We start from the raw sequence: 16,852 nt of genomic DNA on the forward strand, positions 1-16,852 counted from the left end.
CTCACCGCACGGAGGGCTGCTGTCGCGCAGCCGGGTCGCGCAGGCTCAGACGAGCAGCCCGCCGACCCTGTCCCTGATCCGCTCGGCGATGGTCTCCGGCGCCGCTGCGGCGTCGAGGACGAGGAACCGATCAGGCTCCGCCTTCGCGAGGTCGAGGAACGCATCGCGGACGCGACCGTGGAACTCCTCCTGCTCGGCCTCGAGCCGATCGAAGGGCTTGTCGGCGGAGTCCAGACGGGCCCGGGCCTCGGCAGGATCGAGGTCGAGCAGGATCGTCAGATCCGGAAGCGCGCCTTCGGCGGCCCAGAGCGAGAGGTCCCGGATCTCTGACGCGTCGAGCACCCGGCCGGCGCCCTGGTACGCCACGGATGAGTCGAGGTAGCGGTCCTGCAGCACGATGTCGCCCCGACCGAGTGCCGGTCGCACCACGGTCGCGACATGGTGCGCCCGATCTGCGGCGTACAGCAAGGCTTCCGCACGCGGTGCGATGTCACCGCGATGATGCAGCACGATGTCGCGGATGAGCTGACCGACCTCGGAGCCCCCGGGTTCGCGCGTGCGGACGACGGCGCGCCCGGTGCCTTCGAGCCATTCCGCGAGCAGGTTCGACTGCGTGGTCTTGCCGGAGCCGTCGCCGCCTTCGAGCGTGATCCACACCCCGTGGCGTGAGGTCACGAGTCCGCCTTCTCCGCCGCCTTCGCGGCGGCATTGGCTGCGCGCGTGGCCGCGGCCTTCTTCGCCGCCGCAGACCGAGCAGCCGACGTGGCTGCCGTCGTCTTCTTGGCAGCGGGCTTCTTGGCAGCCGGTTTCTTGGCTGCGGGCTTCTTGGCTGCCGGTTTCTTGGCCGGGGCCTTCTTCGCCGGGGCCTTCTTCGCTGCACCGCGCTTGGGGGCCGGGCCCTTGGCACGCTTGTCGGCGAGCATCTGCACCGCGATCTCGAACGTGATGTCTTCGACGGTCTGACCGCGCGGGATCGTCACGTTCGTCTCGCCGTCGGTCACGTACGCCCCGAAGCGGCCGTCGCGGATGCGGATCGGCTTGCCGCTGACGGGGTCGGCCTCGAACTCGGCGAGCGCGCTGGAGGCCCGGCGGCCTGCCCCGTACTTCGGCTGGGAGTAGATCTCGAGCGCCTGGTCGAGCGTCACGTCGAAGATCTGCGACTCGGACTCGAGCGACCGCGAGTCGGTGCCCTTCTTCAGGTAAGGCCCGAACCGGCCGTTCTGCGCGGTGATCTCGTCGCCCGACTCCGGGTCGACGCCCACGACGCGCGGGAGGCTCAGCAGCTGCAGGGCGGTGTCGAGGTCGATCTCGTCGACCGACATCGAGCGGAACAGCGAGGCGGTGCGGGGCTTGGGCGCCGTCTCCTTCTTCGCACCGCGCTTCGGCTTCGGAGCCTCGACGACCTCGCCGGTCGTCTCATCGACCGCGGCGTCTTCCGACACCGGGTCGTTCTCCTGCACGTACGGCCCGAACCGACCGTCCTTCACGACGACGATCTTGCCGTTCTCGGGGTTCTCCCCCAGCACGCGGTCGCCGGCGACGGGAGCATCGATGAGCTCCTGTGCCTTCTCCGCTGTGAGCTCGTCCGGAGCAAGGTCTTCGGGCACGTTGACGATGCGCGGCTTGGCCTCGGGGTTCGCGGGGTCGGACACCTCGAGGTAGGGCCCGTACTTGCCGAAGCGGAGCGTGGCGGTGTCGGTGATGCGCGTGGAGTTCAGCGCGCGCGCATCGATCTCGCCGAGGTTGTCGACCACCTGGCGCAGGCCCACGTGGTCGTCGGAGCCGAAGTAGAACGACTTGAGCCATTCGACGCGGTTCTGCTCGCCACGGGCGATCGTGTCGAGGTCGTCTTCGAGCGCGGCCGTGAAGTCGTAGTCGACGAGGTCGGCGAAGTGCTCCTCGAGCAGACGCACGACGCTGAACGCGAGCCAGGTCGGCACGAGTGCCTGCCCCCGCTTGACCGCGTAGCCACGGTCGAGGATCGTCTCGGGGATCGAGGCGAACGTCGAGGGACGTCCGATGCCCTTCTCCTCGAGCACCTTCACGAGCGAGGCCTCGGTGTACCGGGGTTTGGGCGTGGTGCGGTGCCCCTTGGCCTCGGCATCCGACACGGCGAGCTGATCGCCGACCGCCACGGCGGGCAGCGACTGGTTCTCCGCGGCATCTGCGTCGCCGCGCTTCTCGTCACGCCCTTCCTCGTACGCCTCCAGGAAGCCCTTGAAGGTGTACACGGTTCCGGAGGCGGTGAACTCGGCCTTCTTCCCGGCGGCGTCGACGGCGATGGTGACCGTGGTGGTCTCGTACTTGGCGTCGGACATCTGGCTGGCGACGGTGCGCTTCCAGATGAGGTCGTAGAGGCGCTGCTCGTCGCGATCCAGCTCGGACGACAGCGAAGCCGGTGTGCGGAAGTTGTCGCCGGAGGGGCGGATGGCCTCGTGGGCCTCCTGCGCGTTCTTGCTCTTCGACTTGTAGACGCGCGGCTTCAGCGGCACGGCGGCGTCGCCGTAGAGGGCCACCGCCTGGCTCCGCGCCGCCTGCACCGCCTGGGTGCTCAGCGACGTGGAGTCGGTACGCATATAAGTGATGTAGCCCTTCTCATACAGACGCTGGGCGACACCCATCGCCTGCTTGGCGCCCATCGAGAGCTTGCGGCCTGCCTCCTGCTGCATCGTGGAGGTGGTGAACGGCGCGTACGGGCTGCGCGTTCCCGGCTTGGCCTCGACCTTGGTGACGCTTCCGGAGCCGACGGCATCGACAGCTTCGGCGAGGGCGGTGGCCGCGGCCTCGTCGAGGATGACGACCGCCTTCTTGAGCTTGCCGTCGTCGTCGAAGTCGGTTCCGCGCGCGAGCTGGCCGCCGTCGACGCGGACGAGACGGATCTTGAAAGAGGTGCCGGTCGCTGCAGCCGCGGCATCGACGTCCCAGTACTCGGCGGAGGTGAACGCCATGCGCTCGCGCTCACGGTCGACGATCAGGCGCGTGGCCGCGGACTGCACGCGTCCCGCGGAGATGCCGGTCTTGACCTTGTACCAGAGCACGGGCGAGACGTCCCAGCCGTAGAGGCGGTCGAGGATGCGGCGAGTCTCCTGCGCATCGACGAGGTCGTGGTCGAGTTCACGGGTGTTGCCGACCGCAGCCTGGATCGCGTCCTTGGTGATCTCGTGGAACACCATGCGCTTGACGGGGACCTTGGGCTTGAGGGTCTCGAGCAGATGCCAGGCGATCGCCTCGCCTTCGCGGTCCTCATCAGTGGCGAGCAGGAGCTCGTCGGCGCTCTTCAGCGCGCGCTTGAGTTCGGCGACCGTCTTCGTCTTCCGATCGGAGACGACGTAGTACGGGTCGAACCCGTTGTCGATGTCGATGGAGTACTTCCCGTACGCCTGCTTGTCAGCGGCCGGGATGTCCTTCTTGTCAGCGAGGTCGCGGATGTGGCCGACGGAGCTGAGCACCTCGTAGCCGTCGCCGAGGTATCCCTGAATAGACCGCATCTTCGTCGGGGACTCGACGATGACGAGCTTCTTGCCTTCAGCCAAGGGTGCGTCCTTTCTACGAAGCACACCATACACACCACTGTGTGGGGTCGTTCACAGTGAGCGAGGTCGCGCTGCCGTCGCTATCCCTCGGGTGGCCCGGCACGGGCTCGGGAGACGGCTGCGAGTCCAGCGTACGCCGCCTGCACCTCCACGGTCGCCACGAAGCCCTCGAGGACGCAACCGGTGAGGGTGGCGCCTGCGGCCAGCGCGACCCTCCCGGCGAGGGCGCACGGCTGCTCATCGGTCGGCACCGCGCCGCTCGCGGCGTCTGCAGCGGCGAGCGCCGCGGCATCGGCTGCGCCCGCCGCACGTTGCGCCGTCACGGCCGCGCCGCCGACGGCCGCGAGACCGAGAGACAGAGCGGCCGCGACAGCGAGAACCCCGGCTGCCAAGGCCGACCCGGCCATCACAGCCCCCCGTCGAGCGCGCAGCTCGAGGCCCGAAGCGGCACACGGATGAGCGCCCCGATCGACAACTCGAGCGAGGTGGTGACGCACACGAGGTCGCCCGAGAGCGAGGACGACATCCCCGCCCCCGACACTGCCGTGTGCACCACGCGCTCCGCTGCCGCCTGCCCTTCGCCGCGTCCGAGAAGACGCGCCGCATCAGCGGAAGCATCCTGCAGCGCCACCTGGCGGGACGCTGCTCCGAGTGCCCCCGCACCGAGCAGAAGCGCGAGCACGACCGCGGGGAGCGCGAGCGCCAACTCCGCCGAGACGGATCCGCGGTCGCCCGCGTGTCGCGGCACTCGAGGCATTCCCCCCGAGCGGCGCGGATTCCTCGCCCGTCTCATGGCGTCCATCACGACACCGTCAATGCCCGCCGCACGAGATCGGTGAGGATACCGCGCACCTCGTCCGATCGCATGATGACGACGAGCAGCCCGGCGAAGGCGACGGCGGCCATCGTCGTGATCGCATACTCGGCTGTGGCCGCCCCGGTGTCGTCGCCGAACAGTGCCGCGGCGCGTCGTCGGTCGAGTGCGGGAATGCTGTTCATGGTGTTCCTTCTTTCTGTCGGATGCGTGGGCATCGGATGGTGCAGGAGTACTCGTGTCGGTCATAGCGACATCGGTGTGGATGCGAGGACGCTGAGCAGGAGCGGCGCGACCCCGAGGAGGAGGAACGCGGGCAGCGTGCAGACGCCCAGCGGGAACAGCAGTCGTGTCGAGAGCTTCGCGGCCCGCAGGCGCCCCTGCACCCTGGCGGAATGCCGCTCCTGGGCCGCAGACGCGCGAAGCAGTTCTACCGCCGGCACCCCTGCTGCACGAGACAGCTCGAGCACGGCCCTGACCCGTTCCTCGCTGCCCCCCGAGGTGGAGGTCTGCGAGACCAGGTGCAGGGCGCGATCGATGGAGGCGCCGCCGGAGAGGGCGACGGCGACCAGCTCTGCGCGCATTCCCGGGGTGCCAGGGGCCGGCCTCGCCCGTCGGAGCAGTCGTGCTGTCCACAACCGCGCAGCGACGACGAGGAGCAGCCCGACGACCACGCAGGCAGCACCGAGCACGTTCCCGAAGATCACACCGATGGTGTCGAACCCGAGCGCGAACCCGAGGAGCAGCCCGGCGAAGGGCATCCACAGCAGCAGGCGCGCTGTCCCCGCCGGTTCCGCCAGCGCGATGCGCACGTCGTCGGCGGCGGCCGCCGCGTCCCGCAGAGCCTCCGCGATCATTCGAAGGACCTCGGCGAGCGGCGCACCCACCGTCGTCGCGATCTCCCAGGCAGCGGCGAGATCGACCCAGGCCCCGCCCTCCGCCTCGATGGCGTCCGGGAGCGGGACGCCTCGATCGACCCGGTCGACCACGGCGCGTGCCTGCGGGTCATCGGTGTCCGCCAGATGCCGCCAGGCGACGACCGGCACCGCCCCCGCCTGCAGCAGCACGGCCAAGGTCTGCACCGATGTCGCGGCGTCCGCCCCGCCCATCTGCCCTCGTCGCGGCGCACGACGCAGCCGCATCACCACGGCTGCACCTCCTCGATGTCGAGCCGGTCGTCGACGATCACGAGCCGTCCGGCCTGGCGGATGCGACGCGCCCCTCCGGGGGCTCGGTCGAGGTGGAGGACGACGGTGAACGCGCTGACAGCCTGCCGCGCGAGAGCGACCGCATCCATCCCGGCGAGCGCGCCGAGGGCCTCGAGCCGGGCGGGGACGTCACGGAGCCCACTCGCGTGCAGAGTGCCCGCCCCGCCGTCGTGCCCGGTATTGAGAGCGGTGAGCAGCTCGCGGACCTCTTCTCCGCGGCACTCGCCGACCACCAGGCGATCAGGACGCATCCGGAGGGACTCCCGGACGAGCCGCGCAAGAGTGATGCCACCGGCGCCCTCGAGATTCGGCTGCCGCGCCTCGAGGGCAACATGGTGCGGGTGACGCGGGCGTAGCTCGGCGACATCTTCGATCGTCACGATGCGCTCGGCCGATGAGACCTCCGACAACAGCGCCGACAGCAACGTCGTCTTGCCGGTACCGGTTCCCCCGGTGATGAGGACGTTCGCCCGCTCGGCGACCAGACCGAGGAGCCAGGCCTGCTGGCGCGCGTCGAAGGCGCCGAGGGCCGCGAGAGCCTCGAGATCCGCGGCCCTCACTCGGGGAATGCGTATCGAGAGCGCGGTTCCCGTGGTCGAGACCGGAGAGAGAACGGCGTGTACCCGAACACCGGAGTCGAGGCGGACATCGACGCAGGGTGCCTGGTCGTCGAGATGGCGTCCCCCGAGCCCGACGAGCGCGACCGCGAGGTCTCGAACCTCCCTCTCCGACGCCCTCCATCCGATGGCCGGCTCGGCGCCGCTCCCCCGATCGACGAACAGCCCCCTCGCCCCGTTCACGAACACGTCGGTGACGCCATCGTCGAGGTGAGGGAGGAGTGGTCCGAACGCAGGATCCAGCCGGAGGGGCGCGGGCGAGGTTTCCACCCCGGACGCCACAGGGCGCTCTCCCCTGGGTTGGACGACGAAGGAATCAGGCATGACGGCGACGCTATTCGGCACGCCCAGGGTCAGAAGGAGCAGAGCGTCGGAAGCGTCAGCGTCTGTGAAGAAGCCACCTCATCGCAGCTCGGTGCAGGAGCCGGGGGCAGGATGCGCGATGCGCATGACGTGGGGAGCGCTCCCAAAGGGATGGGCGGCATCTCACGGGGGGAATGAGATGCCGCCCACGGCGGTCCACGATTGGGGGAATCGGGGCACGCCAAGGCCGGAATGAGAATTCGGCTGTCGTCGAGTGTACGCAAGGCGACCGTCCTGACAAAACCCGCACCACTACCGACTTTCGGCAGTATGCGCGAGGAGGACACGGGGATAGATTCGCCGTGACCTGGTCGCCCACCCCACGACCATGCTCGTAAGACCCGTATGCCGCAAAGGAGCGCCTGCCGATGAGCAGCCAGATCGACCACCTTCTCGACGAGACCCGGAAGTTCCCGCCGTCGGAGGAATTCGTCGCCCAATCCATCTCGTCTCCCGAGCTGTACGAGCGCGCCGCCGCCGACCGCGAGTCCTTCTGGGGCGAGCAGTCCCGAGAGCTGGTGCACTGGCACAAGCCGTTCACCCAGGTGCTCGACTGGAGCAACCCGCCCTTCGCGAAGTGGTTCGACGACGGCGAGCTCAACGTCGCCTACAACTGCCTCGACCGCCACGTCGACGCAGGAAACGGAGACCGGGTGGCCCTGCACTGGGAGGGCGAGCCCGGCGACTCCCGCCGCATCACGTACGCCGAACTCACCGACGAGGTCAAGCGCGTCGCCAACGTGCTCGAAGGACTCGGCATCGGCCAGGGCGACCGCGTCGCGATCTACCTGCCGATGATCCCCGAGGCGATCGCGTCGATGCTCGCGGTCGCACGCCTGGGCGCCATCCACTCGGTCGTCTTCGGCGGCTTCAGCGCCGACAGCCTGCGCTCGCGCATCGACGACGCCGGCGCCAAGCTCGTCATCACGGCCGACGGCGGCTACCGCAAGGGACGCGTCTCGGCGCTCAAACCCGCCGTCGACCAGGCTCTCGCCGACCGCGGCGACGGCGAGCAGCAGACCGTCGAGCACGTCCTGGTCGTCAAGCGCGGCGAGAACGAGGTCGAGTGGACCGACGGCCGCGACATCTGGTGGCACGACGCGGTCCCGGCGGCTTCCGCCGACCACACGGCCCAGGCCTTCCCCGCGGAGAACCCGCTCTTCATCCTCTACACGTCCGGCACCACCGGGAAGCCCAAGGGAATCCTGCACACCTCGGGCGGGTACCTGACCCAGGCGGCGTACTCGCACAAGTACGTGTTCGACCTGCACCCGGAGACCGACGTGTTCTGGTGCACCGCCGACATCGGCTGGATCACCGGCCACAGCTACGTCACCTACGGCCCCCTCGCCAACGGCGCGACCCAGGTGCTCTACGAAGGCACACCCGATGCGCCGCATCCCGGCCGGTGGTGGGAGATCATCGAGAAGTACAAGGTCTCGATCTTCTACACGGCGCCGACGGCGATCCGCTCCTTCATGAAGATCGGACGCAGCGTTCCGAAGAAGTTCGACCTGTCGTCGCTGCGCCTGCTCGGTTCCGTGGGAGAGCCGATCAACCCCGAGGCGTGGATGTGGTACCGCGACGTGATCGGCGCGGGCACGGCGCCCATCGTCGACACCTGGTGGCAGACCGAGACCGGCGCGATCATGGTGTCGGCGCTCCCGGGGGTCACAGAGACCAAACCCGGATCGGCACAGGTTCCGCTCCCCGGCATCACGATCGACGTGGTGGACGAGCAGGGAATCGAGGTCGGCAACGGCAACGGCGGACTGCTCGTGATCACCGAGCCGTGGCCGAGCATGCTGCGCGGGATCTGGGGCGACCCCGAGCGGTACCGCGAGACCTACTGGGAGAAGTTCGAAGACCAGGGCTACTACTTCGCCGGCGACGGCGCACGCCTCGACGAGGACGGCGATCTGTGGCTGCTCGGCCGCGTCGACGACGTCATGAACGTCTCGGGACACCGACTGTCGACTGCGGAGATCGAGTCGTCCCTGGTCGCGCACGAGGCGACGGCAGAGGCCGCCGTGGTCGGCGCTTCCGACGAGACGACCGGTCAGGCGGTCGTCGCCTTCGTCATCATCAAGGAGAGCTATCTCGCCGAGCATGAGCCGGCCGGCCTCGCCCAGCAGCTGCGCCTCTGGGTCGGAGAGCAGATCGGCGCCATCGCCCGTCCGCGTGACGTCTACATCGTCGGCGAACTGCCGAAGACGCGCTCCGGCAAGATCATGCGTCGCCTGCTCCGCGACGTCGCCGAGGGCCGCGAGGTCGGCGACACGACCACCCTGGCCGACACCGCGGTGATGAGCATCATCTCAGCGCAGGTGAAGTAGAACGACCCGCACATAGAGAACGCGCCTCCCCTGTCCGGGGAGGCGCGTTCTCTCGTTCGGAGGCGACGGCGGTGCCGCTGCCCGCGCTCAGGCGAGGAGGAAGGCGACCTCGACCTCGACCGGGCTGCCGAGCGGAAGCTCCGCGACGCCGACGGCCGCGCGGGCGTGCCGCCCGGCGTCGCCGAAGATCTCTCCGAGCACTTCGCTCGAACCGTTGATGACGCCGGGCTGACCGGTGAACCCCTCCGCAGAGGCGACGAAGCCCCCGACGCGGAGCACACCCGCGATGCGGTCGACGCCGCCGGCGGCATCCGCTGCTGCAGCGAGGGCGTTCAGGGCGCAGGTGCGGGCGTAGGTCTTCGCGTCCTCCGCGGAGACCTCGGCACCGACCTTGCCCACGGCCGGAAGCGCGCCGTCGACGAACGGCAGCTGCCCGGAGGTGTAGACCAGACCGCCGTGCACGACGGCCGGAACGTATGCGGCGACCGGGGCGGCGACAGCGGGGAGCTCGATGTCGAGCTCGACGAGACGCGCGGAGACGCTCATGCCTGGCCTCCCTCGAACTGGCGCGCGGCCTGCTCGGCGGCGGCGAGGCCGGCGTTCGTCGACGCCTCAGACGTCACGGGGCGCTTCAGATACGCGACGAGTCCGCCTTCCGGACCCTGCACGACCTGCACGAGCTCCCAGCCCTGCTTGCCCCAGTTGTTGAGGATGGCTGCCGTGTTGTGGATCAGCAGCGGCGTGGTGAGGTACTCCCACGTGGTCATGGCACTCCTGTCGATCGGGGCGCGACACCGGGATTCCGGGGCGAGCTCGTCAAAGGCGGTATTCAGGGAACTCCCCTACGATCAAGCGTATGCCCCAAAAGAATCGCACGGTGAGAGGCGTGCTCGGCGGTCTCGTCGGGCTCGTCGGTCTGAGCGCCGTCGCCGGTCTCCTCGTCACGGCCAGCGTCACCCCGGTGCTCGCGATGACCGGCCTCGCAGGCACCCAGGCTCTCACCCTCTTCGATCAGCTCCCCGAGAGCCTCAACCCGAGCACGCCGATGGAGCAGTCGACCATCTACGCGACTGCCCCGGACGGTTCGACGGTCGAGCTCGCCTCCTTCTACGAGCAGAACCGTGTCCCCGTCACCTACGAGCAGGTCTCCCCGTCGCTGTACGACGCGATCCTGTCGAGTGAGGACAAGAACTTCTACAGCCACGGCGGCGTCAACATCGGCGCCACGGTGAAGGCTCTCGTCGACAACGTGCGCGGCACCTCCAGCCGTGGCGCATCGACGATCAGCCAGCAGTACGTGAAGAACGTGCTCATCCAGAAGTGCGAGCAGGAAGTCGACACGACGTCGGACACCTACTCGGAAGACCTCCAGCAGTGCTGGCTCGACGCGACCAACGCGACCGGCGCCAAGGGCATCGAGCGCAAGCTGCAGGAGATGCGGTACGCGATCCAGATCGAGAAGGACTTCTCGAAGAACGACATCCTGCTCGGCTACCTGAACATCGCCAACTTCGGTGGCACCGTCTACGGCATCGAGGCCGCGGCGAACTACTACTTCTCGACGTCAGCGGCGAACCTCACGGTCGCACAGTCGGCGACCCTGGCGGGCATCGTGCAGAACCCCAACACGTATCGGATCGACAAGCCGGAAGGCACGATCACGAACGATGAGGGCGTCGTGCTGAACACCGCTGCTGACGGTTATGCGCTCACCAAGGACCGTCGTCACTACGTGCTCGGCCGCATGCTCGCCGACGGCAAGATCACTCAGGCGCAGTACGACGAGGCCGACGCCTCCGAGATCGCCCCCGCGCTGCACCCGCCGACGCAGGGCTGCGCCGCGGCGGGAACCAGTGCCTACTTCTGTCAGTACGTGAAGTCGATCGTCCTGAATGACGAGGCCTTCGGCAAGACCCCGCAGGAGCGTACCGATCTGCTCCGTCGCGGCGGTCTGAAGATCTACACGTCGCTGGACTACCGCATCCAGAACCCCGCCGCCGAGACGATGGCAGAGGTCGTTCCCGCCAACGCCGACAACCAGTACTTCGGTGCGGCCGGGGTCTCGGTCGAGGTCGGCACCGGTCGCATCCTCTCGATGACGCAGAACACGACGTTCACCGAGACGCCCACGGAAGACCAGGCGTACTCATCGCTGGTGTTCGCCGGTGACAAGGAGCACGGCAACTCCGGTGGCTTCCAGGTCGGCTCGACCTACAAGCTCTTCACCCTGATCGACTGGCTCGAGAAGGGCCACTCCGTCAACGAGGTGCTCAACGGTAGCGTGCAGACGAACCTGAAGATCCCCGTCTGCGGTGTGAAGCAGAACGCCGACACGAAGAAGATCGGCAACTTCGGCGGCGGCGGTGGCGGCACCGGTTCCGTGCTGAGCTTCACCAAGAACTCACTCAACAGTGGTTACTTCGCCATGGCGTCGAAGCTCGACATCTGCGAGATCAACAAGGTCGCCGACCGTATGGGTGTCACGCTCGCGAACGGCGGCAAGGTCACCGATGAGAACGTCCCGTTCGATGTCCTCGGGCCGAAGAACATCTCCCCATTGGCGATGGCGAACGCCTACGCGACCGTCGCCAGCGGCGGCAAGTACTGCACGCCGCGCGCGATCGATCGCGTCGTCGGCGCCGACGGTCAGGATCGTGAGCTGCCTGCCTCGTCGTGCACCGACGGCGTGCTCCAGCCCGAGGTCGCGGCGACGGCAGCATTCGCGCTGCAGAGCGTGATGGGCGGCGGGGGCACCGGCTCCCGAGCCAACCCCAACGACGGGACGCCCCTGATCGGCAAGACCGGTACTCACGATCGATGGTCGACCATGATGATCGAGTCCAGCACCAAGGTCGCGACCGCGGTGTGGGCGGGCCGCTGGCAAGGTCAGGCGGATATCTACCAGAAGCGTTTCAACGGCTGGAACCTCAACGACATGCGATACCCGGTGGCCAAGGCCGCACAGGCGGCAGCCAACGCCGCGTACCCCGGAGATGCCTTCCCCAAGCCCGACGGCAAGCTGACCCGACAGCAGCTGGAGACCGTTCCGAGCGTTGTGGGCAAGTCCGTGGAAGAGGCGACCGCCATTCTGACGGACGCGGGCTTCCAGGTCTCGGTCGGAGGAGCCGTGGACAGCGACCTCGCTGCCGGTCTCGTCGCCGGGCAGGACCCGACTGGCGAGGCGGCAAGCGGTGCGACCGTCACACTCACGACGAGCAACGGACAGGGAACCACGGTTCCCGCGAACCTCGTCGGGATGTCGAGAGCCCAGGCGACGGCCGCGCTCGGTGCCGCAGGCTTCACCAACATCGAGTTCGACAACTCGTGCAACCCGCCGACATCCGTCGTGGGCAACTCCGACCCTGCGCCGGGTACGGCGACCAGCAAATCCACATCCGTGCGTGTGACGTGCCAGTAGACGCACGCCGTGCCGCACACCCGGCCCTCGTCGCGCTCGGCGCGGCGGGGGCCGCGGGTGCAGCCGCCGCGATCTGGGGCATCGGCATCGAGAGGTACCTGTTCACGGTGCGTGAGGCCACCGCCCCTGCGCTCCCGCCCGGCTCCGCGCCGCTGCGCATCCTGCACATCTCCGATGCGCACATGGCACCGTGGCAGCACCGCAAGCAGGACTGGCTCGCGTCTCTGGCAGAGCTCAAGCCCGACCTCATCGTGAACACCGGAGACAACCTCGGTCACGAAAGGGGCCTCGAGGGCATCCGTCGCGCCTTCGCCCCTCTCGCCGGCATCCCCGGCGTGTTCGTGCACGGCTCGAACGACGTCGCCGCTCCTTCACCCCGCAACCCGTTGCGCTATTTTCTCGGCCCGTCCAAGAAGCACCACAAGCCGGAGCTGCTCGACACCGAGGCGATGGACCGGTACTTCACCGACGAGCTCGGCTGGGCCGACCTGAACAACGCGGCAGCGCGCCTCACCGTCGCCGACACCGAGGTCGACCTGTTCGGCGTCAACGATGCCCACCGCGACTGGGACCGCCTGGAAGAGCTTCCCCACGCCATCGCCGCGCTCGGCACGCGCACGGCCGCGACTCCGGTGCTGGGTGTCACCCACGCTCCCTATCAGCGTGTGCTCAACGGCTTCATCGATCTCGAAGCCGACGCGATCCTCGGCGGTCACACGCACGGCGGTCAGGTCCGGCTTCCGGGATACGGCGCTCTCGTGGCGAACTGCGACATTCCCTTGAAGCAGGCGAGAGGGCTGAGCACATGGTCGCACGACGGCCGCGCCGTGCCACTCAACGTCAGCGCCGGCTGCGGTCACTCGATCTACGCGCCCGTGCGCTTCGCGTGCCGGCCCGAGGCGACGCTGTTGACGCTGACCGCGCGAGGCTGATCCGGCCTCGATTCGGCGCAGGGAGCATTTCCCTGTAGACTCGGAGGGTTGCAAACGGGGTGTGGCGCAGCTTGGTAGCGCGCTTCGTTCGGGACGAAGAGGTCGCAGGTTCAAATCCTGTCACCCCGACCAGTGACACCGGAAGGCCGCCCTCAGGGGCGGCCTTCTCTGTACCGGGATCGCGCACGAAGGGACCGCATGAGCTCTCTGCTCCCGCCGCCGCGCCGTTTCACCCGCGCCTGGGCTCTCGCCCTCGGCATCCCGTTCCTCATCGGCCTCGCTGCTCTCACCCTCACCCCGTCGCGAGTCGAGCAGTCCATGCCGAACCTGCTCGATCTCGTGCTCGCCGCGGCCCACCGTCTCGGCTGGGAGTCGCTCGACTTCACCCGGCTGGAGATCATCGCGAACGTGCTCGTGTTCGTCCCGGTCGGCATCCTCGCCTTCCTGCTTCTCCCCCGTCGAGTGTGGTTTCTCGCACTGCTGGTCGGCCCGCTGCTGTCTGCGGCCATCGAGACCGCACAGCGCGTTGCTCTCCCCCACCGGGCCGCGACTCTGAATGATGTCGTCGCCAACTCCACGGGCGCGATCCTCGGGGTCGCCCTCGCGGTCGTGTTCACCCTGCTGCTCGCCCCGAGATCCTCCCAGCGTTCACCTTCTAGGCTGGAGACATCATGACCGCGCCCATACTCGTCGCCTTCGATCTCGATGACACGCTCGCTCCCTCGAAGGGTCTGATCGACCCGCGGATCGCCTCGCTGCTGCGCGCTCTCCTGCGCACGGTGGACGTCGCCATCATCTCCGGCGGCAACGAAGCGCAGTTCCGCTCGCAGGTGGTGTCTCGCCTCGACGACGCCGATGCCGCGGATCTCGCCCGGCTGCACCTGCTGCCGACGTGCGGCACGCGGTACCTCCGCCACGACGGCACGGATTTCACCCCCGTCTATGCCCATGACCTCAGCGACGCCGAGAAGCAGGCCGCGCTGACGGCCCTACGCGAAGAGGCCGAGCGCCTCGGGCTGTGGGAGGCGGACCCCTGGGGTGAGATCCTCGAGGATCGCGGTTCGCAGATCACCTTCTCCGCCTTGGGCCAGAGCGCCCCGCGCGAGGCGAAGCACGACTGGGACCCGACCGGCGCCAAGCGCGGTGCTCTGCGCGATGCGGTCGCCGCGCGTCTTCCCGGTCTCGAGGTGCGCTCGGGAGGATCGACGTCGATCGACATCACCCAGGCCGGCATCGACAAGGCGTTCGGGATGCGTCAGCTCGCCGAACGCACCGGGATCGCCCTCACCGACATGCTGTTCTACGGCGACCGACTCGACGAGGGCGGGAACGACTACCCGGTGCTCGCGATCGGCGTCCCCTCCGTCGCTGTAGAGGGCTGGGAAGACACCGCCGACAAGCTCGACGCTCTTCTGCTGACGCTCTGACCTTCACGGTGTCGCGCAGCGCGACGCGGCAGGTGGGTCCTAGCATGGCGTCATGGATGCCCTGCTGATCGTCATCATCGTCGCCGCGGTCACCAGTGCCGCCTGCTGGTTGCTCTCCCTCATCACCCGCGACACCTCCTGGGTCGACCGCGCGTGGTCGATCGTGCCGGTGGCCTACGTGTGGATCTTCGTGGCCGGAGCCTTCGTGAACGGTGACGGATCCGCTCGCGTGGTCCTCATGGGCGTGCTCGCGACCGCATGGGGAGCACGGCTGACTTTCAACTTCGCCCGCAAAGGCGGCTACACGGGGATGGAGGACTATCGCTGGGCCATCCTGCGCGGACGGATGCGACCCTGGCAGTTCCAGATCTTCAACGTGTTGTTCATCGTCTGCTATCAGATGGCGCTGCTCGTGCTCATCACGCTGCCTGCCCTGGTCGCCGCCCAGCACCCCTCGGCGCTCACCGGGTGGGATGCGCTGTTCATCGCCGCATTCCTCGCCTTCCTGGTCGGAGAGACGGTGGCCGATCAGCAGCAGTGGCTGTTCCACCAGCGCAAGGAACAGGCGGGCGGCACACTCGCGCCGGGCTTCGCCACGACGGGCCTGTTCCGGTACAGCCGGCACCCGAACTTCTTCTTCGAACAGGCGCAGTGGTGGGCCTTCTACGCGATCGGCGCGACCGCCGCGGTCACCGGCGGCGCGGGGTTCATCGGTGGGGCGCTGAATCCGACCATCGTCGGACCCGCGCTGCTGACCGTGCTGTTCATCGGCTCGACGATCTTCACCGAGTCGATCACGGCCTCGAAATACCCCGCATACGCCGATTACCGCCGCACGACCTCGATGCTGGTGCCATGGGCCCCACGCACGCGTGCGGTGGCGACGCAATCCTGAGACTGCGTGGCCACCGCACGGGCAGGACTGCCGTTCGAGCAGGAGCTCAGTGCGTGCGGACCTCGGCAGCGGCGCGTACGACCGGCACCAGCCGGGTCAGCTGAGTCACGTGCGCCGGCTCGAGCTCGGCGAGAGACGCAACGCCCAGCAGCCGCATCGTGCGCTCGATCTCGCTGCGCAGGATCGCGATCGTGCGGTCGACCCCCTGACGTCCACCGGCCATCAGCCCGTAGAGGTAGGCCCGTCCGATGAGTGTGAAATCGGCTCCGAGCGCCACGGCCGCCACGATGTCCGCACCGTTCATGATGCCGGTGTCGATCATGACCGTGAAGTCGTCGCCGACGGCCTTGCGCACCTCGGGCAGCAGGTGGAACGGGATCGGCGCGCGGTCGAGCTGGCGCCCGCCGTGGTTCGAGAGCACGATGCCATCGACTCCGGCATCGCGCAGGCGCACCGAGTCCTCGACGTTCTGCACGCCCTTGATCACGATCTTGCCCGGCCAGATGTCGCGGATGACCGCGAGGTCGTCGTAGCTGATCGTCGGGTCCATCGCCGCGTCCAGCAGCTCACCGACGGTGCCCCCGGTCGTGCTGAGGGAGGCGAACTCGAGCTTCGGGGTGGTGAGGAAGTCGTACCACCACCAGGGCCGCGGGATCGCGTTGATAATGGTGCCGAGAGTCAGCTGCGGGGGGATGCTGAAGCCGTTGCGCTTGTCGCGCAGGCGCGCACCGGCGACCGGGGTGTCCACCGTGAACTGCAGGGTGTCGAACCCCGCAGCGGCCGCCCGACGGGTGAGCTCGTAGGAGATCTCGCGATCGCGCATGACGTAGAGCTGGAACCAGTTGCGCCCGTTCGGGTTCGCCGCCTTCACCCCCTCGATCGAGGTGGTGCCGAGGGTCGACAGCGTGAACGGGATACCGGCGGCTGCCGCAGCTCCCGCGCCCGCGGTCTCCCCCTCGGTCTGCATCAGGCGGGTGAACCCGGTGGGCGCGATTCCGAACGGCAGCGCGGACGGACCGCCGAGAATCTCGACGCTCGTGTCGACCGTGGGCGCCGGGCGGAGGATGCCGGGGTGGAACTCCACGTCCTGGAACGCCTGCCGCGCCCGGGTCAGGGACAGTTCGCCTTCGGCGGCGCCGTCGGTGTAGTCGAAGGCGGCCTTCGGCGTGCGTCGCTTGGCGATGAGCCGCAGGTCGTCGATCGTGAGAGCACCCTCCAGCCGTCGCTTGCGTCCGTCGAGTTCGGGCTTCTTGAACTTCATCAGCTCGAGGAGTTCGACGGGGTTCGGGAACTGGCGCTGCACCATGAT

The 16,852-nt window shown here is 68.4% G+C and carries 16 protein-coding genes and 1 tRNA gene; 7 read left to right on the forward strand and 10 right to left on the reverse strand.

Going from position 1 to position 16,852, the window contains the following annotated elements; all coding sequences use genetic code 11:
- Positions 1-45: 45 nt before the first annotated feature.
- The 7 genes from tmk to ACFVWL_RS01920 form a co-directional block, all read right to left on the reverse strand.
- Entirely contained in the window at positions 46-675 is a 630-nt protein-coding gene (tmk, locus tag ACFVWL_RS01890) for a dTMP kinase (RefSeq protein WP_387177801.1), read from the reverse strand.
- Complete coding sequence (gene topA / locus ACFVWL_RS01895; protein ID WP_387177804.1) at positions 672-3,533, reverse strand: type I DNA topoisomerase; 2,862 nt, start codon at positions 3,531-3,533, stop codon at positions 672-674. The genes tmk and topA overlap by 4 nt, the downstream gene beginning before the upstream one ends.
- Before the next feature lie 80 nt (positions 3,534-3,613).
- The gene (locus ACFVWL_RS01900) at positions 3,614-3,940 is read right to left on the reverse strand and encodes a helicase (protein WP_387177807.1); all 327 of its coding nucleotides are present in this window, start codon (positions 3,938-3,940) and stop codon (positions 3,614-3,616) included.
- Positions 3,940-4,290 (reverse strand): TadE family type IV pilus minor pilin, encoded by a 351-nt coding sequence (locus ACFVWL_RS01905; protein ID WP_387180897.1) that lies wholly within the window; start codon positions 4,288-4,290, stop codon positions 3,940-3,942. The genes ACFVWL_RS01900 and ACFVWL_RS01905 overlap by 1 nt, the downstream gene beginning before the upstream one ends.
- Positions 4,291-4,334: 44 nt before the next feature.
- Positions 4,335-4,532, reverse strand: a complete 198-nt coding sequence (locus tag ACFVWL_RS01910; protein ID WP_387177810.1) for a DUF4244 domain-containing protein — start codon at positions 4,530-4,532, stop codon at positions 4,335-4,337.
- Between the two features lie 60 nt (positions 4,533-4,592).
- Positions 4,593-5,489, reverse strand: coding sequence for a type II secretion system F family protein (locus ACFVWL_RS01915; RefSeq protein ID WP_387180900.1), 897 nt, complete (start codon positions 5,487-5,489; stop codon positions 4,593-4,595).
- On the reverse strand, positions 5,489-6,496 hold the full coding sequence (locus tag ACFVWL_RS01920; protein ID WP_387177813.1) for a TadA family conjugal transfer-associated ATPase: 1,008 nt from the start codon (positions 6,494-6,496) through the stop codon (positions 5,489-5,491). Before ACFVWL_RS01920 ends, ACFVWL_RS01915 begins: the two co-directional genes overlap by 1 nt.
- A 407-nt stretch (positions 6,497-6,903) precedes the next feature.
- Between ACFVWL_RS01920 and acs the strand changes: the two genes are divergently transcribed.
- A complete protein-coding gene (acs, locus tag ACFVWL_RS01925; RefSeq protein WP_387177816.1) occupies positions 6,904-8,871 on the forward strand; it encodes an acetate--CoA ligase in 1,968 nt (655 codons plus the stop codon).
- A gap of 87 nt (positions 8,872-8,958) precedes the next feature.
- Here acs and ACFVWL_RS01930 read toward each other — a convergent pair whose 3' ends face one another.
- Together ACFVWL_RS01930 and ACFVWL_RS01935 are read right to left on the reverse strand one after the other, a co-directional pair.
- Positions 8,959-9,417: a RidA family protein gene (locus ACFVWL_RS01930; protein ID WP_387177819.1), complete on the reverse strand. Its 459-nt coding sequence runs from the start codon at positions 9,415-9,417 to the stop codon at positions 8,959-8,961.
- A complete protein-coding gene (locus ACFVWL_RS01935; protein WP_028503378.1) occupies positions 9,414-9,638 on the reverse strand; it encodes a hypothetical protein in 225 nt (74 codons plus the stop codon). The genes ACFVWL_RS01930 and ACFVWL_RS01935 overlap by 4 nt, the downstream gene beginning before the upstream one ends.
- An 89-nt stretch (positions 9,639-9,727) precedes the next feature.
- On the opposite strand from ACFVWL_RS01935, the gene ACFVWL_RS01940 reads away from it, so the two are divergent.
- The 6 genes from ACFVWL_RS01940 (at position 9,728) to ACFVWL_RS01965 (ending at position 15,543) form a co-directional block, all read left to right on the forward strand.
- Positions 9,728-12,289 (forward strand): transglycosylase domain-containing protein, encoded by a 2,562-nt coding sequence (locus ACFVWL_RS01940; protein WP_387177822.1) that lies wholly within the window; start codon positions 9,728-9,730, stop codon positions 12,287-12,289.
- On the forward strand, positions 12,280-13,221 hold the full coding sequence (locus tag ACFVWL_RS01945) for a metallophosphoesterase (RefSeq protein WP_387177824.1): 942 nt from the start codon (positions 12,280-12,282) through the stop codon (positions 13,219-13,221). Before ACFVWL_RS01940 ends, ACFVWL_RS01945 begins: the two co-directional genes overlap by 10 nt.
- Before the next feature lie 55 nt (positions 13,222-13,276).
- Positions 13,277-13,353 (forward strand) — tRNA-Pro (locus ACFVWL_RS01950).
- Between the two features lie 66 nt (positions 13,354-13,419).
- Positions 13,420-13,896 carry a VanZ family protein gene (locus ACFVWL_RS01955; RefSeq protein ID WP_387177825.1) on the forward strand — a complete coding sequence of 159 codons (477 nt, stop codon included), beginning with the start codon at positions 13,420-13,422 and terminating at the stop codon, positions 13,894-13,896.
- The gene (locus ACFVWL_RS01960) at positions 13,893-14,648 is read left to right on the forward strand and encodes an HAD-IIB family hydrolase (protein ID WP_387177828.1); all 756 of its coding nucleotides are present in this window, start codon (positions 13,893-13,895) and stop codon (positions 14,646-14,648) included. Before ACFVWL_RS01955 ends, ACFVWL_RS01960 begins: the two co-directional genes overlap by 4 nt.
- Before the next feature lie 52 nt (positions 14,649-14,700).
- Positions 14,701-15,543 (forward strand): DUF1295 domain-containing protein, encoded by an 843-nt coding sequence (locus ACFVWL_RS01965; RefSeq protein ID WP_387177831.1) that lies wholly within the window; start codon positions 14,701-14,703, stop codon positions 15,541-15,543.
- Positions 15,544-15,589: 46 nt separating this feature from the next.
- Here ACFVWL_RS01965 and ACFVWL_RS01970 read toward each other — a convergent pair whose 3' ends face one another.
- On the reverse strand, positions 15,590-16,849 hold the full coding sequence (locus ACFVWL_RS01970) for an alpha-hydroxy-acid oxidizing protein (RefSeq protein WP_387177834.1): 1,260 nt from the start codon (positions 16,847-16,849) through the stop codon (positions 15,590-15,592).
- Between the last annotated feature and the right edge of the window lie 3 nt (positions 16,850-16,852).

It is taken from the genome of Microbacterium sp. NPDC058269 (genome assembly GCF_042881445.1).
GTDB lineage: Bacteria > Actinomycetota > Actinomycetes > Actinomycetales > Microbacteriaceae > Microbacterium.

Excerpts from the sequence above, each read along its gene's own strand:
- ACFVWL_RS01900 (WP_387177807.1), bottom strand. The coding sequence starts at position 3,940 with ATGGCCGGGTCGGCCTTGGCAGCCGGGGTTCTCGCTGTCGCGGCCGCT.
- ACFVWL_RS01905 (WP_387180897.1), bottom strand. The coding sequence starts at position 4,290 with ATGCCTCGAGTGCCGCGACACGCGGGCGACCGCGGATCCGTCTCGGCG.
- ACFVWL_RS01910 (WP_387177810.1), bottom strand. The coding sequence starts at position 4,532 with ATGAACAGCATTCCCGCACTCGACCGACGACGCGCCGCGGCACTGTTC.
- ACFVWL_RS01915 (WP_387180900.1), bottom strand. The coding sequence starts at position 5,489 with ATGCGGCTGCGTCGTGCGCCGCGACGAGGGCAGATGGGCGGGGCGGAC.
- ACFVWL_RS01920 (WP_387177813.1), bottom strand. The coding sequence starts at position 6,496 with ATGCCTGATTCCTTCGTCGTCCAACCCAGGGGAGAGCGCCCTGTGGCG.
- acs (WP_387177816.1), top strand. The coding sequence starts at position 6,904 with ATGAGCAGCCAGATCGACCACCTTCTCGACGAGACCCGGAAGTTCCCG.
- ACFVWL_RS01930 (WP_387177819.1), bottom strand. The coding sequence starts at position 9,417 with ATGAGCGTCTCCGCGCGTCTCGTCGAGCTCGACATCGAGCTCCCCGCT.
- ACFVWL_RS01935 (WP_028503378.1), bottom strand. The coding sequence starts at position 9,638 with ATGACCACGTGGGAGTACCTCACCACGCCGCTGCTGATCCACAACACG.
- ACFVWL_RS01940 (WP_387177822.1), top strand. The coding sequence starts at position 9,728 with ATGCCCCAAAAGAATCGCACGGTGAGAGGCGTGCTCGGCGGTCTCGTC.
- ACFVWL_RS01955 (WP_387177825.1), top strand. The coding sequence starts at position 13,420 with ATGAGCTCTCTGCTCCCGCCGCCGCGCCGTTTCACCCGCGCCTGGGCT.
- ACFVWL_RS01960 (WP_387177828.1), top strand. The coding sequence starts at position 13,893 with ATGACCGCGCCCATACTCGTCGCCTTCGATCTCGATGACACGCTCGCT.
- ACFVWL_RS01965 (WP_387177831.1), top strand. The coding sequence starts at position 14,701 with ATGGATGCCCTGCTGATCGTCATCATCGTCGCCGCGGTCACCAGTGCC.
- ACFVWL_RS01970 (WP_387177834.1), bottom strand. The coding sequence starts at position 16,849 with ATGGTGCAGCGCCAGTTCCCGAACCCCGTCGAACTCCTCGAGCTGATG.